This window comes from Oribacterium sp. P9, assembly GCF_046365365.1.
Taxonomy (GTDB): Bacteria; Bacillota; Clostridia; order Lachnospirales; family Lachnospiraceae; genus Oribacterium.
In genome coordinates this window covers 1-18,863 of record NZ_JBKEIS010000022.1, presented here as the reverse complement: position 1 = coordinate 18,863, position 18,863 = coordinate 1, and the positions used below count along the sequence as shown (strand labels likewise).

Here is an 18,863-nt window from a genome sequence, read left to right as displayed (position 1 = left end):
ATTGAACCACAGAATCAAAAAGAAAGGAAAATGTTGATTTAGCTTCTGGAATCATCATACAAGTGGATTATGTGATTTATTAAAGGGTCTTTAGAAAAGTACACTAAATAGCAGATCCTATAGATTGCTTCTTGACGGATATGTATTTTGGGGAGTGAAAGCGATGAAATTGTCATTAATCATTCCGTGCTTTAATGAGCAGGATGCGATTCCTTTGTTTTATGATGAGGTGACGAGTGTCCTGAATACAATGCAGTGCGCATATGAGATCCTTTTGTGAATGATGCTTCTCGGGACGAGACATTGACCATCTTAAAGGGATTCGCGGAGAAGGATGAGCATGTGACGTATCTTTCGTTTTCGCGAAACTTCGGAAAGGAAGCGGCGATGTATGCTGACTTCTGCAATGCGAGTGGTGATTATGTCGCGGTGATGGATGCGGATATGCAGGATCCTCCGGCGCTGCTTCCAGAGATGGTGAAGATTCTGGAGACCGGGGATTATGACAGCGTGGCGACGCGGCGGGTGAATCGAGAGAGAGAACCACCGATTCGATCCTGGTTTGCCCGGAAGTTTTATAAGCTGATCAATCGCATCTCGGATGCCGACATCGTGGATGGTGCGTGGGATTTCCGGCTCATGAAGCGGGAGATGGTGGATGCGATCGTCGCGATGAGCGAGTATAACCGCTTTTCGAAGGGCATTTTCGGCAGGAGCGGGTTTGAAACGTACTGGCTGCCATATCAGAATGTCGAGCGTGTGGCTGGTGAGACGAAGTGGAACTTCTGGAAGTTGCTGAAGTATGCATTTGACGGCATCATCAATTTCTCGGAGGTGCCGCTCAGCATCGCATTCTGGTCGGGGATAGGGGTGGCATTCGTGGCGGCGATTATGCTGGTCGTTATCATCATCCGACGCCTGTGTTTCAGTGATCTGGTTGCCGGCTGGGCCTCCACCATGTGTGTGATCGTCTTTATCGGCGCGATTCAGCTGTTCTGCATCGGCATCATGGGCAGTATCTCGCGAAGGCGTATAATGAAACGAAGAAACGACCGCATTACATCATTTCGGAAAGTAATAATGTGAACTTCCAGAGATAGCAAAACCAGCTCGCTAGAGGAGCTTTAGTTGCAAAATCTTTGGAAGTTCACATATTAGTACTTACATGCTTTATAGTATATGAGGCATCTGGTCGGAACTGTCCTGATGACTTAATGTTAAGATACATATCTTACTATTTTTGATATATGATATATGAAGAACGATTATGAATTATAAAGAATTAATTAATAAATATAAAGATGTTATTCCTTATGCGATATTTGGCGTACTGACGACGGTAGTTAACATGGGAACATATTTTGTTGCGGCTCATATTTTATACCTGTCAATTATGCTTAGTACAGTAGTTGCTTGGATTTTGGCTGTGATGTTTGCATATATTACGAATCGAATATGGGTATTTCATAGTGAAGCCATGACCAGAAAAGATATTTTGAAAGAAATGAGTTCTTTTTTTTCTTGTCGATTAGCAACAGGAATTGTAGATTGGGGATGCATGTTACTTTTTGTGGATTTCATGCATATGAATGATGTTGTTATTAAAATGTTTGCCAATATTGTTGTGATCATTCTTAATTATATCGCCAGCAAGTTGTTAATATTCAAACACCACAGTGAGCAGTAATTATTTTTACAGAAGATATAGAACTTTGTTGCTTGTTGGAAGAAATTGATCAGATTTTCGAAAGTTGAGGTTGAATTAAGTGAGCGCACCTGTTTTATATATTGTTATTCCTTGTTATAACGAAGAAAAAGTACTTCCTATTACTTCAAAGTTATTTTTGGATGAACTTCATACCTTGATTCATAAGGATAAAGTTGATGATTCTAGTAAAATTCTATTTGTGAATGATGGAAGTAAAGATAATACTTGGAATATAATTAAAGAATTATCAAAAATAGATAATCATTTTTCGGGTATCTGTCTCAGTCGGAACCGAGGTCATCAGAATGCAGTGCTTGCAGGTCTATTAGATTCTAAAGATAGATGCGATATTACCATTTCCATTGACTGTGATGGACAGGATGATATTTCTGCTATGGAAAATATGATAGATCAGTATATGAGTGGTAATGAAGTTGTATATGGCGTGCGAAGCAAGCGGGATACCGATACTTTTTTTAAGCGCTTTACTGCAGAGAGCTTCTACAAGCTGTTAAATGCGATGGGGGCAGAGGTGGTATATAACCATGCGGATTATCGATTGATGTCATCGCGCGTTTTAAATGAATTTGCCAAGTTTGGAGAGGTGAACTTATTTCTTCGAGGTATGGTTCCTCTGGTTGGGTTTAAAAGTGCTACTGTATACTATGAACGCCATGAAAGAATTGCTGGGGAGAGCCATTACCCACTTAGCAAAATGTTGGCGTTGGCGTTTGATGGAATTACCAGCTTAAGCGTTAAACCGCTCAGTTTAATTACGGGTTTTGGATTCCTGGTTTCCTGTTTGAGTTTTATTGGCGTTATTTATGCGATTGTTTCGTATATCATAGGAGATGCAGTTTCTGGGTGGGCTAGCATGACATGCATTGTCTGTATGCTTGGAGGCATTCAATTAGTTTGCTTAGGGGTGATAGGCCAGTACATTGGAAAGATTTACATGGAAGTAAAACGTCGCCCTAGGTATATCATTAGCGAAAGAACGTTTTAGAGCCAAACTAGCATAAATTAGATGCTGTTATTAACAACTGATTATTAAGAGGTCGGGTATGATTAGCATTGCAGAAAAGAAGATGATTTCGTGCATAGAAAAGAATCAGCATATTCTCGCTTTTGTGATTGTGAGTATTTTGGGATTTGTTATAAGAACTTTTGGATTCAATTTTATTTCAGACGATATGGCCAACTTTTTGATTCCATGGTTTTATGAAATCAGAGAGCATGGGGGAGTCCTTTCTCTTAATCGACAAGTTGGAGACTATAATTTGTTATATCAGACACTAATTTCTTTCGGGATATATTTTGATTGTGATTGTGTGATATTTTACAAGATAATATCGATAGTGTTTGACTATGCTTTGGCTGTGTCGGTTGCTTGTTTGGTGACTCGCGAGCAGAAAAAGAAATTTCTCAGTATGAAATTTCAAGTAGTATATGCAATCGTATTGCTTTTGCCGACAGTGATTTTAAATTCTGCATATTGGGGCCAATGTGATTCTATCTATACTACTTTTTTAGTATTGCTATTGATGTTTTTGTATGATGATCATTACTGTCTGGCGTTCATTATGTTAGGAATCGGACTTTCTTTTAAATTGCAAACATTGCTAATCGTGCCATTTATTATTTGCTATTATTTGTGTATAAAGAGGTTTAGCTTAGTATGGTTTGCATTGACTGCATTTGTTTTCTGGGGTTCAGGGATAGTTGCTTTTATTTATGGCAGGGGATTGACCGCACCATTTGAGGTTTATATGAATCAAACAGACATTTACCATCAAATGTATATGAATATATCCAGCTTTTGGGTCCTGCTTGGTGATGGTTATGAGTATTTAAAAGATTATGCGGTGCTATTGACAATGATTTTATGCGGTATCGAAATATATATATTCATTAATTTGAAAAAGTGGATTTACAGACTGGAAACCATTATTTACGTCTGGCTATAAAGCTTATGAATTGATGCGTTAATTATAAGAAGGGATTTTAGGAGTATGAATGGGAAAATGAAACATATCATATCGCGAGATATGATTATGGTGATCGGTATTGCTCTGCTGGCATCGATGCCGACTTTTGCGATGGCAATTCATAATGGACATGATCTTCAGTTTCATTTGATGCGTATCGAGGGACTGGCAGCAGGGATGCGTCAGGGACAATTTCCGGTGCGGCTGGAATCTATATGGAATGATAAATATGGCTATGCAACGTTATTCTATGGAGACCTGCTGCTCTATATTCCGGCGCTTCTCAGATTACTCGGTGTGACAATCAACGATGCATATAATGCGTACATACTGCTGATGAATGTGTTGACGGTTGCGATATCGTATCGGTGCTTCGATGCGATGGTGAAGAATAAAGACATTGCCCTGCTTATGACTGCAGCATATGTGACATCGGCGTATCGCCTGATGGATATTTACGTGCGGGCAGCGGTGGGTGAGTACTCAGCGATGATTTTTCTGCCGTTGATTGCGTATGCGATGTATCGTTTATATCATTCGGAAGAACAGAGGAAGCTGGATTATAAGGGCATCCTTCTTCTGATCATCGGTATGACCGGGGTTCTGCAGACACATATCCTCACGACGGAAATGGTGGTGCTGGTGCTTGCGCTATATGTGATCCTGAATTTTAAAGTCACCAAGCAGATAAAAACGATCGAGTCGCTTGCTTTAGCGGTCGTAGGAACGGTGCTTCTGAATCTATGGTTTATCATTCCATGGCTGGATTATTACTTAAATGTGCCGGTTCGTATCACGGATTCCGCGGGACAGGTAAAGTGGATTCAGCAAAACGGGGCATATATAGGGCAGTATTTTGCAGTATTTCAGAATATTTTCGGTGAAGCAAATATAAAAGTGACGGAGAGAATGAATCTTTCGCCGGGACTTATGTTGATGCTTGTATTTATGACCGCTGGTGTGCTCTGGTTGAAGGGACATGCGTCAGACATGACCCGAAAACTCTGCGTGGTTTCTGGAATAACACTGTTTGCGGCATCTGATATGTTTCCATGGAACTGGCTGGCGGAACATAGTCAGCTCGGAAATATGCTGGCAGAGATACAGTTCCCGTGGAGATGGATCGGCTTCAGCTGCCTGTTTTTAACCTTGTTGCTTGCCTGTGTTGTGATGGACCTGAAGAGTGTATTTTCTGGTGAAACTGCGAAGATGGGACTGAGCTGTCTGACTGCGGGCCTCATATGTATCGGTGCGATGTTCTTCGTAAGTAATTATTATAATGGCGCAAACCTTACCTATCTTACAGATGCATCGCAGCTGGATCATTCGTATGAAGCGAATGAGTATATGCGGGCAGGATCGTCGATGGATGTTGCGGCACATGATGTACAGGGAACGAATCTTCAGCAGCTGAAACTGATCAGCCATAACGGAACAAGTGTGAAAGTGTATTGTAAAACCGGAAGTGATGCTAGTGGCGAGGTGATTCTCCCTGTATTTAATTATAAGGGCTATGTGCTGAGAAATAGTGAAGGTGAGATCTGTGAGATCCACGACTCCGGCAATAAGGAAGTCGCATTTACAGTTCCGGCAAACTATGACGGTAAGTATTATTTGACCTTTGAGTTCCCGTGGTACTGGCGTCTCGGGGATATCGTTTCTTTATGTTCTGTAGTAGTGCTGGCACTCGCTGGGCTTAGATATAAATTGAAGGTGAAGAGATGAAAATATCCTTAATCATTCCGTGCTTTAATGAGCAGGAAGCACTTCCGCTGTTTTATGATGAGGTGACGAGAGTTCTGGATACGATGCAGTGCGCGTACGAGATCCTTTTTGTGAATGATGGTTCTCGGGATGAGACATTGACCATCTTAAAGGGATTCGCGGAGAAGAATGAGCATGTGACGTATCTTTCATTTTCGCGAAACTTCGGAAAGGAAGCGGCGATGTACGCCGGCTTCTGCAATGCGAGTGGAGATTATGTCGCCGTGATGGATGCGGATATGCAGGATCCGCCAGCGCTGCTTCCGGAGATGGTGAAGATGCTGGAGACCGGGGATTATGACAGCGTGGCGACGCGGCGGGTGAATCGAGAGGGAGAACCACCGATTCGATCCTGGTTTGCCCGGAAATTTTATAAGCTGATCAATCGCATCTCGGATGCCGACATCGTGGATGGTGCGCGGGACTTCCGTCTCATGAAGTGGGAGATGGTGGATGCGATCGTCGCGATGAGTGAGTATAACCGCTTTTCGAAGGGCATCTTCGGTTGGATCGGGTTTAAAACGTACTGGCTGCCATATCAGAACGTCGAGCGTGTGGCCGGTGAGACGAAGTGGAACTTCTGGAAGCTGCTGAAGTATGCATTTGACGGCATCATCAATTTCTCGGAGGTGCCGCTCAGCATCGCATCCTGGTCGGGGATAGGGATGGCATTCGTGGCGGCGATCATGCTGGTCGTTATCATCATCCGACGCCTGTGCTTCGGCGATCCGGTCGCCGGCTGGGCATCCACCATGTGTGTGATCGTCTTCATCGGCGCGATTCAGCTGTTCTGCATCGGCATCATGGGGCAGTACCTCGCGAAGACCTATAATGAAACGAAGAAACGACCGCATTACATCATTTCGGAAAGTAATAAAGAAGTGAAAAAAATCGGGTGAGCGGAGTCCCTGGCGGGGCTTCGCCGGTTTTGAGTACGCAATATAGATAAAGATGGAAATAGATGGCGGGCGAAAATTGAAATTGAAAGTATAGAGTTGGGATAGTATTGACTTTGCTTTTGCTCAACTGGACAAAATGTCGGTTTTACTGTATTATTGGGATACAGTACATCTGTTGGAATTACACATGATGATGGGGTGGATTAATGAAAAACAAGTATAGTGTACGGATCATGCGTTCTGCTATTAAGAACCTGAAAAATGTTGGTTTTGGTGAAATTACGTACATGAACTATGGAAGCATCAACAGTAGAGGTGTCATTGATAAGAAGGATATAGTAGGACTTTATGGACAGAACGGATCCGGAAAAACTGCGCTGGTAGAGGCTCTGGATATTTTAAAAAATGTTATCAGAGGTGTTGCAGTGCCGTTTGATGTTTATGCAGGGATACTGTCCAGAGAAAATCCTACGGTGATTACTACCGATTTTTTTATTGCCAGAGATAAAAAGAAGTATAAGGCAACATATGAAGCTTATCTTCGAGCAAACGATGATCTGAAGAAAATTGAGATATTTAAAGAGAAACTGACATATTGGACCCGAGGTTCAACGTGGAAAGCAGAAAGAGATATTACTTTTGAGAATCCGTACTATGAGGATATGGATCTTCTGTCACAGCAGAAATTATCGATAGAGTCAGAGCATAAGAGTAGTTTTGAGGACATTCCGTTTCTACTATCGATTCAGAATCTTGCGCTGATTTCAGCACAAAATTACAGGTCTGTCTTATTTAACAGTAATGTGCTAAAAGGCATAAGGGAACTGAAGGAAACGGATGAGACGATTGCATTCAGAGATGTTATCATTGGTATCATGCAATTCGGTACTGTGGATCTTAATGTTGTGAAGGTTCAGCAGCTTGGAACGATCAACTGTAATCAGATGATTCCGGTTAATGTGCATCGGGAAACCGAGATGGCCATTACGCAGGAGGTGATCAGCCTCGATATTGCTGGTGTATGGGAATTCGATGCAGCATATTTTGAACAGGTAAAGGCAACGATTGAGGCAATCAATATTGCCATACGATCCATCGTTCCGAATCTGCAGATTGAGTTGAAGAAAAGGATGGAACTGGAGCAGCCGGACGGAACGAAAAAGGTACAGGTGGATGTATACTCCAACAGGAATGGAAAAAAATTTCTGATTCGCTATGAATCAGAAGGTATTAAGCGGATTATTTCTATTCTTAATTATCTGATTTCAGTGTACAACAATGAGGGCGTTTGTCTCGTTGTGGATGAGCTGGATTCTGGTATTTTTGAATTTCTGCTGGGCGAATTGCTGGGCATGATGAGTAAGGAGATGAAGGGCCAGCTGATCTTCACATCGCATAATCTTCGCATCCTTGAAATGCTTGATTCTAAAAATATCATTTGCTCGACTACAAATCCGTATAATCGATATATTCGACTGGTTGGCATTGAGAAGAATCACAATAAGCGAGATTTCTATATTCGGGCGATTACGCTTGGTGGGCAGAAAGAAGAACTCTATGATGAAGATGATCTGATTGCCATGGGATATGCCTTCCGAAAAGCTGGAAAAGTCAATAATGACGTAAAGCTGTTGTTCTCCTCTGAATTTGAAAGAAAACTGCAGACCGCAGAAAGGCAGGAGTAGTATGGGAGTGACACGGAAAACGGTGCTTTTCATCGTAGAGGGACCCTCAGACAAAGCGGCGTTGGAAAAGATTTTTCAGACGATATACCGCAGAAACAAAGATGTAGAATTTAAGTTTACAGAGGGAGACATTACAAGTGATCCCAATCTAGAGGAAATTCTTGATAGCACGAATAGCTATGAACAGGTTTGGAAAAATGTAGAGAAGCAGATTTATCAGACGGTTCAGGAGTATATGAGAGAAAGAAAACTTAATAAGCGGGATATATTTCATGTGATCCAGCTTTTTGATACAGATGGAGCTTATATTCCGGAAACTGCAATTATAAACGGACCAACATACGGATTTCAGTATTCCTTGACGACTATTAGCTGTACGAATCCTGAAAGAGCTAAGAAAAGGAATAGACTAAAGGCAGATATCTTGAATCACTTGCAGAAGCTCCACGAAATCGAAGGGCTGCCTTACGAGATGTACTATATGTCCTGCAATCTGGATCATGCTTTATACAACGAGCAAAATCTGGATAAGGATGATAAACAGGCCTATGCAGATCAATTTTATGAAAAGTTCCTTGGAAAAGAGTATTTATTCCCGGAGTTTTTAAAAACTGATGTAGTAAACGGGGTGCCGAATTCCGTGCCGGAATCCTGGAAGTATATCAAAGAAGGGGTACATTCTTTAGAAAGGCATACGAACTTACATATTTACTTTACGAAATATCCGACACCGGATGGACTCTTATAGGGTATGAGCCCCTTCCTGGGACCACCAGGTCCCGGGAAAAATTCTGATATATAGATAAAGATGGAAATAAATGGCAAAAAATGAAATTGAAAGTATAGAGTGGTGGTCGCCTGCATTGGCCGAAGGAGAGAGCGAGAGAATGACTCGGGATGATCCTGATTGAGATATGATAGAAAAATAAGTGAGTTGGAAAACATACAGTGAATGCAGAATAGAAAAACGGCAAACGCAATAGTAAATAACACCAATGCGAAAAATGACACTTATATAACTTCGCATCGATATTATATGCAATAAAATATTGCATATAAAGGTTTGGACGATATAATAAGAATGTGGATTTTATATCGAATATATAGGTGATTATGATGAGGATTTTAAATGCAAGAATTGAAGGCTTTCGGAACCTCGAGAATGATAGCGTAGCATTTGGCTCAGGAATAACTTCGCTCGTTTCAGTAAATAGTTATGGTAAGTCAAATCTGATGAATGCGATTCAGTTTGCGGTTGATTTTATTAATGAGGATCCGGAAATGAAACACCGGATGATGTCGACGGTTTATGGCATGCCCTTAAACAAAAAACTTGATTCGAAAAACTATGTTGCAGATTTGACTTTTCAGATGCTGATGGATGAAAGAGTATATGTAGTTAATTATGGATTCTCATTTGCTTGGATAAAAAATAATGGGCAAAACACATCTGGCTGCAAAATCGTTAAGGAGTGGCTTACGGCACGAGCGGATGAGAAATATCAGAAGCCGGTTAAACTGATTCAACGTGACGAGGAAAAGTTCTTTTATAAATCTTCGGAGAGCGGCAGATGCAGTACTGTAATAAAGGTGGAGGAGAACGAACTTGTCCTGAATAAGCTGCTTGCTCATGAGGATTTGTTTTACAGACCGGTCATTGAGAATCTGAATAACATCAAAATCTATGTAGAGAGAGATTTTGATGCAGCGCCGCTGTATATAAAAACGCCACTCATTCCTAAGGACTCTGATGGATTTGATTTTTCAAGCATTAATGATGTGCCTAGAATCGTATATAAGCTGAAGGCGGGGTATCCGGATCAGTATGAGATATTAATGAATACTTTTATGCAACTGTTTCCGAACATCTTTAGTATCGATGTGAAGGAGGTTGATCTAGGGGAGCTGCATGGGTTGGAACTGCCGGTTAACGCTCCTTATATCATCTCGAATAAAGTATATTCGATGTTTGTTCAGGATAAGAATCTGAATCAGCCATTGAATTTCGAAAGCCTGTCAGATGGCGCCAAGAGAGTGTTTTTGATGTTAACGTATACGATCCTGGCCAGGATCAATGGCTATCATCTGATTGCGTTTGAGGAACCGGAGAACTCCATTCATCCGAGCTTGCTGCAAAGCTATCTTTCGGTCCTTTCCCAGCTTGCGGGTGACTGCCGTATCATAGTGGCAAGTCATTCACCATATATCGTTCAGTACGTAAGCACAAAGGATATATATATTGGAAAGCCGAATACGGATGGTATAGCTGACTTTGCGAAGATCGACGATAAAAAAGTGAATGCCCTTCTTGCGGATGCTTCTGATAACGGTGATTCTGTGGGGAACTATATTTTTGATCTTCTGTCTGGCGGAGAAGATGATACCGAGATTTTATTGAGCTATCTGGAGAGCTGATATGGCGAAGAAGAGTGAAAAGGAAGACCGGAAGAAAACGCTGGTTGATTGGCCCGAGGCTGTCAAAATGCTGAAAGAACTTGGCGCACATGAGGTTCTCAGAGTGGAGGCGAAGAATGGACTTGCTAGAGAGCATTTTCAGTGATCCGAAATTGAAAATACCAGTAGAATTCGGAAGTGATGATTTTGAGACAGAAGTTGATAACTTACTGAAGACATATATTCGTGCGTTAGAGAATAAAGGAGTATCGCAATCTGTTCTGGATAGTATTAAGAAATTTAGGAGATTATGCGGACGCTCATTGAAGAATTACCTGAAGGGGATTCATTCGGATGCGTATGAAAATTTTGAAAAGGCAGTGAAAGTACTGCATATTTCGAAGTCTGAACTTTTAAAAGCATCTATCCCTCCAGATGCCTTATTGTATCGTGCAAGAGAGAACAGAAGTGGAGACATCACGGCTAAGGACTATAAAGATGATGAGATGTTCCATATTCCGCTGGACAGTCGTAGGATCATCTCGACACAGAGATATAGTTTTCCCGGACTTCCATGCTTATACCTGGGAGCCTCTGTGTATACATGTTGGGTGGAACTTAATCGTCCGGCCTTTGAAGACTTTCAAGTAGCAGCGATAGCTACGACACCAGGAGTAGATGGTTATTCAATCGTTGATATGAGTAATATCCCACAGAGACTATCGTGCTTAAGAAAAGAGTTGAAGTTTACCTCCGAGGAATATCTTCTGTATTGGCCGCTGCTTGCTCTGTGTTCGATTAAAGTAAGGAATGAATCCGGCAGCTTTAAGCCGGAATATATTTTTCCACAGTTTCTCCTTGAGTACATACAGAAAAACCAGGAAGCTGAAGATATTGTGGGCGTAAAGTATGTCTCAATTAAGGCTGCGACAGTATTTGAAGATCAATTGAAGGATGATTGGCATACCTACGTAAATTATGTGTTTCCGGCACGGTCCGATGAAATGATTGGAAAAAGCTGTAAACTGTTGGAACGTACCTTTAAAATAGACAATAATTATTCAGGTCGGGATTTACAAATTCTTACAAGAATAATTGAAAATAAAAGGTTGAAATCTAAAATCGCAAATCTAAATGATAAGGGAGTATCAAACTGGCGTATCTATACTAAAAACGGGGATGATTATTCCTATCAGATGAGTATTTTTGGCTTGATAGAAGAAGCTATGCAGCATAACCAGAAGGCAATAGAAAATAATAATGATTCTGGATTATATAAAGATGATGTTGCTATTCCGCAGCCGATCAGATCGGCGCAAAAAGATGTTGACCTAAATATAGATGAGCTTAACAGGGAAAAGCCTAAAATTGCTGGAAATGGATGGGATAATACAACAGGAAAATGGCGATATTTGGTGAATGGTAGTCCAATTACAGATGAATGGAAATCTGCCAACGGAAAATGGTTTTATCTAGATACCGATGGAAATATGGTGACAGATAAACTGATTGAAGACGTAAATGGACCTATTTATTACGTTAATAAGTATGGCGCTATGGTAACAGAAACATGGAAGGCTGTGGCATTTGAAGAAGGTGATGAAGCTTTAGTCAGAGATGCCGATTATTGGTGGATGTACTTTGGCAGTGATGGAAAAGCTTATAAGTGTAAGTTGAGTGGAAAATATGTCATAAGAGATATTAAAGGGAAAAAGTACGCGTTTGATGAAAATGGCCATATGCTTTACGGCTGGATAAACAAAGGTAGTTCAAAACTTCTGGACAGCGATCCTTACGCATGGCAACATGCCACTTACTACTTCGGAGATTGGAATGATGGAGCCATGACGATTGGCCAGAGATGCATTGTTATAGCTGATAAAAATGAGTGTGAGTACGAGCGGAAATTTACCTTTGATCAGAATGGAGAGAAAATAGATTGAGGATCACTATTGTAGGTATGAGTAAATGCGCTGGATGAACGCCAATATCGCTTTGAGGTCAGCTCCTTTGTATGGTAAAATTATACTTATTATGAATGACAGATAAGAGGGTTTACTGCGATATGGAGATAACTAAACCTATACTTGATCTGGATGGACAGGTGAAACATCTTAAGGATAAAGGGGTTCGTTTCGATATTATGGATGAGGATGCTGCTAAGGAGTATCTGCTTGAACATAATAATTACTTCAAACTTACAGCGTATAGAAAGAATTATCCTAAGCATCCGGACGGTAAGAATAAAAATAAGTATATTGATCTCGATTTTGCGTATCTGGTTGATTTGGCAATAATCGATAAGAAGTTCAGATATCGAATCGTACATATGGCTTTGGATGTCGAGCATCACACCAAATTACAGCTTCTTCGTAAGGTTGAAGAGAATTGCGAAGATGGATATCGGATTGTTCAGGACTATATTGATTCTTTAAACGAAAAGCAAAAGAAGATTTTTGACAGCGAGATCAATCGTAATAAAGGAAATATATATTGCGGTAACATCATCGATAAATATGATGGAGCCTACCCGGTATGGGCATTTATTGAAATTATTCCATTTGGCCGACTGGTTGCGTTTTATGGCTTCTGTGCGGATCGTTTCTCTGACAAGAGCATGAAAAATAATTTTTATCGGCTTTTGACTTGCAAAGAAATCAGAAATGCATCGGCCCATAGTAACTGCATTCTGAATGATCTTCGCGCAAGGACAGCAGCACATGATACGAATGCTGATGTTACTAAAGCGTTAATGGGAATAGAAGGGATGAACAAAAATTTCCGTAAGAATCGGATGAGTAATGCCAGAATACAACAAGTGGTGACTCTGCTTTTTATGCATAAAACAGTGGTGACGAGCTCGGGAGTCAAAACATCGGAGAGTGAAGAACTGCACAAGGTCATGACTCGCATATATAAACATATAGACTATTATAAAGGGAATCCGGAGGTGAAGAACACTTTTGATTTCCTGAAAATGGTGGTTGACAGTTGGTTCCCAAATGAGTAGAATTAGCATTACATAGAAAAAGTTTAACTTTTACAGAGCGGCATTATATTCGTATGATGTTAGCTCTGTTTTTCTGTGGAATCATAAAACTTTTTGAGGGCTTGTTGATCTTGTTGGGGGCAGACTCGATAAAGGTCTGCCTAACACCTGGCTGGGCCAGGCCCTGGGAATAAAGTACGAGGAAGTATACGACATTGGGGCCAGGCCCCGGGAATAAACAGTATTGCATCCTGGTCGGGGATAGGGATGGCATTCGTGGCATCGATTATGCTGGTCGTCATCATTGTCCGACGCCTGTGCTTCGGTGATCCGGTCGCCGGCTGGGCATCCACCATGTGTGTGATCGTTTTCATCGGCGCGATTCAGCTGTTTTGCATCGGCATCATGGGGCAGTACCTCGCGAAGACCTATAATGAAACGAAGAAACGACCGCATTACATCATTTCGGAAAGTAATAAAGAAGTGAAAAAAATCGGGTGAGCGAAGCCCCTGGCGGGGCTTCGCTGGTTTTGAATGTGTGATATAGATAGAGACTGAAATAGATGACTTTAACGATAGGGGAATGGATAATCGTGACATTGCAAAACAAAGAACGATACAAATTGTACCTATAGTTTGATTCGTATTGATACTTTTGCGTATTGATGTTATAGTGAATATGCAAACAGATGAGGAGGAACGGCTATGACAAATTCGGTTGTTCGACTGGTCGATATTCAGATTCAGAATTTTAAGAATGTTAAAAATGGTCATTTGAATCTGATAAATCGTAGAAAGCAGTTCAGAGCCAGTGTATTGGGACTTTACGGTCAGAACGGTTCGGGAAAGACTGCGCTGATTGATGCGCTTCAGATGCTGAAGCATATTTTATCCGGGCAGAGTGTGCCGGATAAGTTTGCGGATTATATTAACGTGGATGAGAAGATGGCACGTTTATCCTTTCATTTCGAAATGAAAGATCAGCAGACTGGAAAATGTGACATTTTCTATGCATTCTCGATGATGAGTATAGAGAATGATACAGAACAGAATACCGCTCAGGTTTTCGAGCAGAAATCGAAGAAAAAAGTGCAGATCATGGATGAACTGCTGAGTTTTTCTTATGAGGATACGGAGGGGAATCGAAAGATACGGAAGGGGCCGTTTATTGACACATCTTCCGTTTCTGTTTTTGTGCCGAATTCGAAGTACGAGCTGCTTTTTGGCAAGGATCGGGATGTGAAGCAGCGGCTGATCGTTGCGAAGGCGCTGGCATCGGCGACTTCCCGTTCTTTTATTTTTTCCAGAGAGTTTCTGACGGAGATGCGGAAGCAGAAGGCTTCAGTGAAGCAGGATGGAGCTGAGATGTCAGATGAGCATACATTTCATAGTGAAATCATCGAGAGGATGGTTTTTTATGGTAATTATGAGCTTTTCGTCATCGGTACATCGAACACGGGTATCATCAGTTTAAATACACTTCCGCTTGTATTTAATGTTCGACATGGCGAGCATGGTGCAGTAGGAAATCTGATGGTTCCGCTAGGGCAAACAGTAGATATTCCAGATGAAGTATGTCGTACGGTATTTGAAGTTGTGGAGGATATGAACATCGTTCTGAAGCAGATCGTACCGGGTCTGACGATCAGTGTGATGGATCTGGGACCGACGGTGACGAAGAGCGGAGCAGCGGGACGTCGTATCATGTTGATGTCGGATAAGAATCATAAGAGTATTCCGTTGCAGTATGAGTCGGAAGGCATCAAGAAAATCATATCGGTGCTGCAGCTCTTAATCGTAATGTATAATAAGCCGTCGATTACGATCGTGATTGATGAGCTGGATTCGGGTATTTTCGAGTATCTGCTCGGTGAACTTCTTCGGATTCTTTCTGAAAAGGGAAAGGGACAGCTGATTTTTACATCCCATAATCTGCGGCCTCTGGAGACACTGGATCGTGGATTTATCGCATTTACGACGACGAATCCGGAAAATCGGTATATACGACTGACGAATATCAAGGAAAATAATAATCTGAGAGATTTCTACTTCCGGGATATCGTGCTTGGTGAGCAGCGCGAGGAAGTGTACAACGCAACCAATAATGCGGAAATCGCACTGGCGTTCAGAGAGGCGGGTGAGGCGATTGGCACGTAAGAAAATAATCTATGTAATTGTAGAAGGCCCTTCAGATGATGAGGCTCTGGGTGTTATATTTCAGAGACTATTTTCGGACCAGAAAATTTACGTTGAGATCACGCATGGAGACATTACTTCAGATAGCCGTACGGATGCTGCACATATCGTGAGTAAGGTCGGTGATCTGGTGAAAGCGTATGCGAAATCAAACCACTATACGAGGACCGATTTTCTCGAAGTAATACACATTATGGATACGGATGGGACCTATATTTCGGATGATCATGTGGAAGAAAATCCGGAGGTTACGAATGGTCCGAAGTATACACTGCGCTCGATCGAAACGAGTCGTCCAGATCTGATCATTGCAAGAAATCATCGGAAAAGCAGTAATATGAATCGGCTGCAGTCTCAAAATAAGGTGTGGACGAGCATTCCATACCGCGCGTACTATATGTCCTGCAATCTGGATCATGTTCTGCATGATAAACTGAACAGTACCGATGATGATAAAGAAAACGATGCATATCATTTTGCAATGAAATATAAGGATCATTTAAAGGAGTTCCTTGCGTTTTTGTGTGATTCGGATTTCTCAGTAGTAAATGATTACGCAGAGTCCTGGGACTATATTCGGGAGGATGTACATTCTCTGGAGCGACATTCGAACCTGGGAATATGTTTTAAAGATATTCGACAGAAGTTTGATAAAGATAAAGAAGAATCTAATAGTGGGATGTGTTGATGTACAGAGTTTAAGGCTTTTGGGGAGAGTGGCGCTAAAATAGGAGGCTGCAAATGGCCATTGAGAAGGTGATTATTAAAAACTTTAGAAATTAACATTGGGGCCAGGCCCCGGGAAGATGGAAAGTCATGGTATGAACCGTATCCCGCGTTTTGCGGATTATATGCACAGGGGCTGGATCGATCCGGAAGGAAAGCCGGAATTGCTCCACAAACGAGGGGCAGTTGAGAATTACGATGGACATATGGGAATCGGCATCCTCAATGCGATTTTTGCCTCTGACCGCGCGGTTGAGCTTGCGAAAGAACATGGAATCGGGTGTGTCAGCATAAAAAATACTACGCACTGGATGCGCGGCGGTACATATGCATGGCGTATGGCTGAGAAAGGATTTATGGGGATCAGTTGGATCAATACGGAGAGTTGTATGCCTCTTTGGGGATCGGACGAGCAGAGCGTCGGCAACAATCCGTTCTGTATCGCCGTTCCCAGAAAGGATGAACCGATTGTCGTAGATATGGCAATGAGCCAGTATGCCTATGGAAAGCTTGGAGTCTACCGGCTGGCCGGAAAATCACTTCCGTATCCGGGCGGATTTGACAAGGAGGGAAATCTCACCAGCGATCCGGGGGCAATCGAAGAGAGTCGGAGGATTCTTCCGACCGGATACTGGAAAGGTTCCGGCCTTGCACTTGCCCTGGATCTGGCGGCAACCTTAATGGCGAACGGTAAAAGCGGATCAGATATGGACGCAGATGGACTTGGAAGCTGCGGGGGCTGCTCTCAGATTTTCATTGCATACGACCCGAACATGTTCGGAGAACAGGAAGAGATTATGGAAAAGCTGGATCGTCGCGTTACGGCAGCCAGAAATGCGCATCCGATCGATTCGGCCCGTCCGGTGACATGTCCGGGTGATCAGACGAGAAAACGCCGCGCGAAGAGCATGAAGGAAGGAATTCACGTTGATGACGGAATCTGGAGACAGATCATAGAGCTCGCTTCCAACTAAATAATCAGCAAATATTCTCCTGCGACAGAATAATCATAAAAAAACGATTAAAACGTAAGCGCTCAGTGTCAGTGCGGCTAGTTTGATACTTTTGAAAATGCCATAATCATGGAAAACGAGAGTATTTTAGTCTCAGTCTTCCCACTGGCATTCACAGTGGTGGATCATTTCACTACACTGCCGCTTCCACTATGGGACTATTTTACTCTACTTAAGAAGAGAGGAAGTCCCATGATGAATAAACGTGCACCTCGCCGCTCTGATGAAGAGTGGCATCAGATCATACTCGCTGCCAGAGCATCCGGCTTAAGCGACTTTGAATACTGTAGAGATAACAGCATCCCGACCAGTACATTTTACCGGGCACTCGCTCGATTGAGACAGCAGGCCTGTGAGCTTCCGGCCAGATCTGAAAGGCTCGAGTGCAAGCAGGAGGTTGTTCCGATAAATATATCAGAGCTCCCGATCAGCAGAGAGGATCGACTGCATCCGGTCTCACACGTGGTCGATGAACCATCACCTGCTTCATTTGAAGCAACGATGCGCATCACATTTGGAGGCGGCACGCTGGAACTGACCAATCAGGCAGATACTGCACTGGTTGCCAGTATCCTGAGCATGCTGAACAGCCGATGCTAGGTGACATCTCCAGCGCAAACCACATCTACCTGGTTACGGGCTATACCGACATGCGAAAGAGCATTGATGGTCTGATGGCGATCGTACGTGACACCTATGAGCTGGATCCGTACAGCAACTCTGTCTTCCTCTTCTGCGGAAGACGTGCCGATCGCATCAAGGCTCTCCACTACGAGAAGGACGGGTTCTGTTTGCTGTACAAGCGCCTTGAGAAAGGAGCGAATGATCACTTTCGGTTTCAGTGGCCACGCCACGCATCCGAAGTTCGCAACCTCACGAAACGGGAGTTCCGCTGGTTACTCGAAGGCCTCTCCATCGACCAGCCGAACGCCATTCAGCAGAGTCGTGGAAAGTACGACTTTTGAACCTTGGTGATGTTGCACAAACTTTCAAAAATTACATAAAGCTATCCTCCGGGAAGGCCCGCGCAGCCTAGGAAATACGTGCTTTCAGCGGTATAATCAGAGCAGTTTTGAAAGGACGTACACACCATGAGCATTACGGATTTCGGCAATCGAAGCAAAGACGAAATAATCGAATACCTCATCGACGAGCACAACGCCACGGAACGCGAGACAGCCCAGCTCCGTCAGGAGCTTGCTGAGGCTAAGGAGACCATTGAAGAGTTCAAGCGTATGATCTTTGCCTCACGATCCGAAAAGAAACACGTCGGTTATGATAACCCTGAGCAGCTGACACTGATGGACCTTTTCAACGAAGCGGAGCTGGCAGCGGATCCGAACGCTGAAGAGCCTACAGTGGAGACCATCGTCAAGGGCTACATCCGCAAGCAGGAAGGTGAGAAAAAGAAGAAGGCGTCTTATAAGGAGCTGTATGACAAGCTTCCATCGAGAGACCTTCTGTGTCATCTTGATCAGGATGCGAAGATCTGCCCACAATG

At 42.6% G+C, this 18,863-nt stretch carries 17 protein-coding genes and 2 pseudogenes; all 19 read left to right on the top strand.

All coding sequences use genetic code 11. The features are described from left to right. Window positions 1-163 precede the first annotated feature (163 nt). Window positions 164-1,100 (top strand): annotated as a pseudogene (locus ACK8P7_RS10060) (glycosyltransferase family 2 protein). A gap of 167 nt (window positions 1,101-1,267) precedes the next feature. Beyond that, entirely contained in the window at window positions 1,268-1,687 is a 420-nt protein-coding gene (locus ACK8P7_RS10055; RefSeq protein ID WP_410044080.1) for a GtrA family protein, read from the top strand. A 79-nt stretch (window positions 1,688-1,766) separates the two neighbouring features. Continuing rightward, on the top strand, window positions 1,767-2,714 hold the full coding sequence (locus ACK8P7_RS10050) for a glycosyltransferase family 2 protein (protein ID WP_410044079.1): 948 nt from the start codon (window positions 1,767-1,769) through the stop codon (window positions 2,712-2,714). 58 nt (window positions 2,715-2,772) lie between these two features. Further along, entirely contained in the window at window positions 2,773-3,675 is a 903-nt protein-coding gene (locus ACK8P7_RS10045; protein ID WP_410044078.1) for a hypothetical protein, read from the top strand. An 87-nt stretch (window positions 3,676-3,762) separates the two neighbouring features. Beyond that, a complete protein-coding gene (locus ACK8P7_RS10040; protein WP_410044077.1) occupies window positions 3,763-5,421 on the top strand; it encodes a hypothetical protein in 1,659 nt (552 codons plus the stop codon). Beyond that, window positions 5,418-6,359: a glycosyltransferase family 2 protein gene (locus tag ACK8P7_RS10035; protein WP_410044076.1), complete on the top strand. Its 942-nt coding sequence runs from the start codon at window positions 5,418-5,420 to the stop codon at window positions 6,357-6,359. Before ACK8P7_RS10040 ends, ACK8P7_RS10035 begins: the two co-directional genes overlap by 4 nt. A 206-nt stretch (window positions 6,360-6,565) precedes the next feature. After that, complete coding sequence (locus ACK8P7_RS10030; protein WP_410044075.1) at window positions 6,566-8,044, top strand: AAA family ATPase; 1,479 nt, start codon at window positions 6,566-6,568, stop codon at window positions 8,042-8,044. A gap of 1 nt (window position 8,045) precedes the next feature. After that, a complete protein-coding gene (locus ACK8P7_RS10025) occupies window positions 8,046-8,792 on the top strand; it encodes a hypothetical protein (protein ID WP_410044074.1) in 747 nt (248 codons plus the stop codon). A 368-nt stretch (window positions 8,793-9,160) separates the two neighbouring features. Beyond that, on the top strand, window positions 9,161-10,459 hold the full coding sequence (locus ACK8P7_RS10020; protein WP_410044073.1) for an AAA family ATPase: 1,299 nt from the start codon (window positions 9,161-9,163) through the stop codon (window positions 10,457-10,459). A gap of 1 nt (window position 10,460) precedes the next feature. Further along, window positions 10,461-10,604 (top strand): hypothetical protein, encoded by a 144-nt coding sequence (locus tag ACK8P7_RS10015; protein ID WP_410044072.1) that lies wholly within the window; start codon window positions 10,461-10,463, stop codon window positions 10,602-10,604. Beyond that, a complete protein-coding gene (locus tag ACK8P7_RS10010; protein WP_410044071.1) occupies window positions 10,576-12,381 on the top strand; it encodes an N-acetylmuramoyl-L-alanine amidase family protein in 1,806 nt (601 codons plus the stop codon). The genes ACK8P7_RS10015 and ACK8P7_RS10010 overlap by 29 nt, the downstream gene beginning before the upstream one ends. A 122-nt stretch (window positions 12,382-12,503) precedes the next feature. Then, window positions 12,504-13,448 (top strand): Abi family protein, encoded by a 945-nt coding sequence (locus ACK8P7_RS10005; protein WP_410044070.1) that lies wholly within the window; start codon window positions 12,504-12,506, stop codon window positions 13,446-13,448. 246 nt (window positions 13,449-13,694) lie between these two features. Beyond that, a complete protein-coding gene (locus ACK8P7_RS10000; protein ID WP_410044069.1) occupies window positions 13,695-13,928 on the top strand; it encodes a hypothetical protein in 234 nt (77 codons plus the stop codon). A 204-nt stretch (window positions 13,929-14,132) separates the two neighbouring features. Beyond that, window positions 14,133-15,584 carry an AAA family ATPase gene (locus tag ACK8P7_RS09995; RefSeq protein ID WP_410044068.1) on the top strand — a complete coding sequence of 484 codons (1,452 nt, stop codon included), beginning with the start codon at window positions 14,133-14,135 and terminating at the stop codon, window positions 15,582-15,584. Then, the gene (locus tag ACK8P7_RS09990) at window positions 15,574-16,311 is read left to right on the top strand and encodes a hypothetical protein (protein ID WP_410044067.1); all 738 of its coding nucleotides are present in this window, start codon (window positions 15,574-15,576) and stop codon (window positions 16,309-16,311) included. Before ACK8P7_RS09995 ends, ACK8P7_RS09990 begins: the two co-directional genes overlap by 11 nt. Window positions 16,312-16,429: 118 nt before the next feature. Beyond that, window positions 16,430-17,323 carry a 3-dehydro-L-gulonate 2-dehydrogenase gene (gene yiaK, locus ACK8P7_RS09985; protein ID WP_410044066.1) on the top strand — a complete coding sequence of 298 codons (894 nt, stop codon included), beginning with the start codon at window positions 16,430-16,432 and terminating at the stop codon, window positions 17,321-17,323. A gap of 108 nt (window positions 17,324-17,431) precedes the next feature. Further along, window positions 17,432-17,962: an IS66 family insertion sequence element accessory protein TnpA gene (gene tnpA / locus ACK8P7_RS09980; RefSeq protein ID WP_410044065.1), complete on the top strand. Its 531-nt coding sequence runs from the start codon at window positions 17,432-17,434 to the stop codon at window positions 17,960-17,962. Further along, window positions 17,956-18,327: an IS66 family insertion sequence element accessory protein TnpB gene (gene tnpB, locus ACK8P7_RS09975; RefSeq protein ID WP_410044064.1), complete on the top strand. Its 372-nt coding sequence runs from the start codon at window positions 17,956-17,958 to the stop codon at window positions 18,325-18,327. The genes tnpA and tnpB overlap by 7 nt, the downstream gene beginning before the upstream one ends. 126 nt (window positions 18,328-18,453) lie before the next feature. Next, window positions 18,454-18,863 (top strand): annotated as a pseudogene (locus ACK8P7_RS09970) (hypothetical protein); the annotation flags it as partial.

Excerpts from the sequence above, each read along its gene's own strand:
- ACK8P7_RS09995 (WP_410044068.1), top strand. The coding sequence starts at position 14,133 with ATGACAAATTCGGTTGTTCGACTGGTCGATATTCAGATTCAGAATTTT.
- ACK8P7_RS10030 (WP_410044075.1), top strand. The coding sequence starts at position 6,566 with ATGAAAAACAAGTATAGTGTACGGATCATGCGTTCTGCTATTAAGAAC.
- ACK8P7_RS10035 (WP_410044076.1), top strand. The coding sequence starts at position 5,418 with ATGAAAATATCCTTAATCATTCCGTGCTTTAATGAGCAGGAAGCACTT.
- tnpB (WP_410044064.1), top strand. The coding sequence starts at position 17,956 with ATGCTAGGTGACATCTCCAGCGCAAACCACATCTACCTGGTTACGGGC.
- ACK8P7_RS10000 (WP_410044069.1), top strand. The coding sequence starts at position 13,695 with ATGGCATTCGTGGCATCGATTATGCTGGTCGTCATCATTGTCCGACGC.
- ACK8P7_RS10005 (WP_410044070.1), top strand. The coding sequence starts at position 12,504 with ATGGAGATAACTAAACCTATACTTGATCTGGATGGACAGGTGAAACAT.
- ACK8P7_RS10040 (WP_410044077.1), top strand. The coding sequence starts at position 3,763 with ATGGTGATCGGTATTGCTCTGCTGGCATCGATGCCGACTTTTGCGATG.
- ACK8P7_RS10020 (WP_410044073.1), top strand. The coding sequence starts at position 9,161 with ATGAGGATTTTAAATGCAAGAATTGAAGGCTTTCGGAACCTCGAGAAT.
- ACK8P7_RS10045 (WP_410044078.1), top strand. The coding sequence starts at position 2,773 with ATGATTAGCATTGCAGAAAAGAAGATGATTTCGTGCATAGAAAAGAAT.
- tnpA (WP_410044065.1), top strand. The coding sequence starts at position 17,432 with ATGGAAAACGAGAGTATTTTAGTCTCAGTCTTCCCACTGGCATTCACA.
- ACK8P7_RS10010 (WP_410044071.1), top strand. The coding sequence starts at position 10,576 with ATGGACTTGCTAGAGAGCATTTTCAGTGATCCGAAATTGAAAATACCA.
- yiaK (WP_410044066.1), top strand. The coding sequence starts at position 16,430 with ATGGAAAGTCATGGTATGAACCGTATCCCGCGTTTTGCGGATTATATG.
- ACK8P7_RS10025 (WP_410044074.1), top strand. The coding sequence starts at position 8,046 with ATGGGAGTGACACGGAAAACGGTGCTTTTCATCGTAGAGGGACCCTCA.
- ACK8P7_RS10015 (WP_410044072.1), top strand. The coding sequence starts at position 10,461 with ATGGCGAAGAAGAGTGAAAAGGAAGACCGGAAGAAAACGCTGGTTGAT.
- ACK8P7_RS10055 (WP_410044080.1), top strand. The coding sequence starts at position 1,268 with ATGAATTATAAAGAATTAATTAATAAATATAAAGATGTTATTCCTTAT.